General features: G+C 58.0%; 1 rRNA gene. It reads left to right on the top strand.

What is annotated here, in order from left to right:
• A 23S ribosomal RNA gene (locus AB2L28_RS20720) occupies positions 1-2,425 on the top strand; the annotation flags it as partial.
• Positions 2,426-2,436 lie beyond the last annotated feature (11 nt).

Below are 2,436 nucleotides of genomic sequence, written 5' to 3' on the forward strand. Positions count from 1 at the left end.
TAGTCGCGTGCTCTAGACCCGAAGCGGAGTGATCTACCCATGGCCAGGTTGAAGCGTGGGTAAGACCGCGTGGAGGACCGAACCCACCAGGGTTGAAAACCTGGGGGATGAGCTGTGGGTAGGGGTGAAAGGCCAATCAAACTCCGTGATAGCTGGTTCTCCCCGAAATGCATTTAGGTGCAGCGTCGCGTGTTTCTTGCTGGAGGTAGAGCTACTGGATGGCCGATGGGCCCCACCGGGTTACTGACGTCAGCCAAACTCCGAATGCCGGTAAGTGAGAGCGTGGCAGTGAGACTGCGGGGGATAAGCTTCGTAGTCGAGAGGGAAACAGCCCAGATCATCAGCTAAGGCCCCTAAGCGTGTGCTAAGTGGGAAAGGATGTGGAGTTGCGCAGACAACCAGGAGGTTGGCTTAGAAGCAGCCACCCTTGAAAGAGTGCGTAATAGCTCACTGGTCAAGTGATTCCGCGCCGACAATGTAGCGGGGCTCAAGTACACCGCCGAAGCTGTGGCACTCACATATGAACCTCTCTCCATCGACTCGTTGGTCTTCGTGACTGGCGGTGTGTGGTGGTGGGCAGGTGTGTGGGTGGGTAGGGGAGCGTCGTGTGTGGGGTGAAGCCGCCTGGTGATGGTGTGGTGGACTGCACGCGAGTGAGAATGCAGGCATGAGTAGCGAATGACGGGTGAGAACCCCGTCCGCCGATTGACCAAGGGTTCCAGGGCCAGGTTCATCCGCCCTGGGTAAGTCGGGACCTAAGGCGAGGCCGACAGGCGTAGTCGATGGACAACGGGTTGATATTCCCGTACCGGTGTAGAACCGTCCATGGCGAGGCCGGGGATGCTAAGCACCCAAAGCCGCATCCACCTTCGGGTGGGTGTTGGTGGAGCGTGTGGCCCGATCCGGTAGTAGTCAAGCGTGTTAACAGGGGTGACGCAGGAGGGTAGCTTCCGCGTGGCGATGGTTGTCCACGTCCAAGGGTGTAGGACGAGGGGTTGGCAAATCCGCCTCTCTTGCTTTGATGCTGTGTCTGAGACCTGATGGTGACCCCGTAGGGGGGAAGTAGGGTGATCCCATGCTGTCTAGAAAAGCCTCGGCGCGAGGTTCGAGCCGCCCGTACCCTAAACCGACTCAGGTGGTCAGGTAGAGAATACCGAGGCGTGCGAGTGAATCGTGGTTAAGGAACTCGGCAAAATGCCCCCGTAACTTCGGGAGAAGGGGGGCCTGAGGCGTGAAGCCCTTCGCGGGCTAGCGTTTGAGGGCCGCAGAGACCAGGGGGAAGCGACTGTTTACTAAAAACACAGGTCCGTGCGAAGTCGCAAGACGATGTATACGGACTGACGCCTGCCCGGTGCTGGAACGTTAAGGGGACCGGTTACCCGCGCTTGTCGTGGGGACGCTGAGAACTTAAGCGCCAGTAAACGGCGGTGGTAACTATAACCATCCTAAGGTAGCGAAATTCCTTGTCGGGTAAGTTCCGACCTGCACGAATGGCGTAACGACTTCCCTGCTGTCTCAACCGCGAACTCGGCGAAATTGCACTACGAGTAAAGATGCTCGTTACGCGCAGCAGGACGGAAAGACCCCGGGACCTTCACTATAGCTTGGTATTGGTGTTCGGGACGGCTTGTGTAGGATAGGTGGGAGACTGTGAAGCTGGCACGCTAGTGTTGGTGGAGTCGTCGTTGAAATACCACTCTGGTCGTTCTGGATGTCTAACTTCGGTCCGTGATCCGGATCAGGGACAGTGCCTGGTGGGTAGTTTAACTGGGGCGGTTGCCTCCTAAAGAGTAACGGAGGCGCCCAAAGGTTCCCTCAGCCTGGTTGGCAATCAGGTGTTGAGTGTAAGTGCACAAGGGAGCTTGACTGTGAGACCGACAGGTCGAGCAGGGACGAAAGTCGGGACTAGTGATCCGGCCGTGGAGTGTGGAATCGCGGTCGCTCAACGGATAAAAGGTACCCCGGGGATAACAGGCTGATCTTGCCCAAGAGTCCATATCGACGGCATGGTTTGGCACCTCGATGTCGGCTCGTCGCATCCTGGGGCTGGAGTAGGTCCCAAGGGTTGGGCTGTTCGCCCATTAAAGCGGTACGCGAGCTGGGTTTAGAACGTCGTGAGACAGTTCGGTCCCTATCCGCTGCGCGCGTTGGAAACTTGAGAAGGGCTGTCCCTAGTACGAGAGGACCGGGACGGACGAACCTCTGGTGTGCCAGTTGTTCTGCCAAGGGCATGGCTGGTTGGCTACGTTCGGAAGGGATAACCGCTGAAGGCATCTAAGCGGGAAGCCTGCTTCGAGATGAGGTTTCCGTGCCCCTTTGGGGTGGGAGGCTCCCTGGAGATGACGGGGTTGATAGGCCGGGTGTGGAAGCAGCGACTAGCGAGTTGTGGAGCTGACCGGTACTAATAGGCCGATCGCTTGTCTACTACGCACCAGC

This window comes from Kineococcus mangrovi, from assembly GCF_041320705.1.
Classification (GTDB): domain Bacteria; phylum Actinomycetota; class Actinomycetes; order Actinomycetales; family Kineococcaceae; genus Kineococcus; species Kineococcus mangrovi.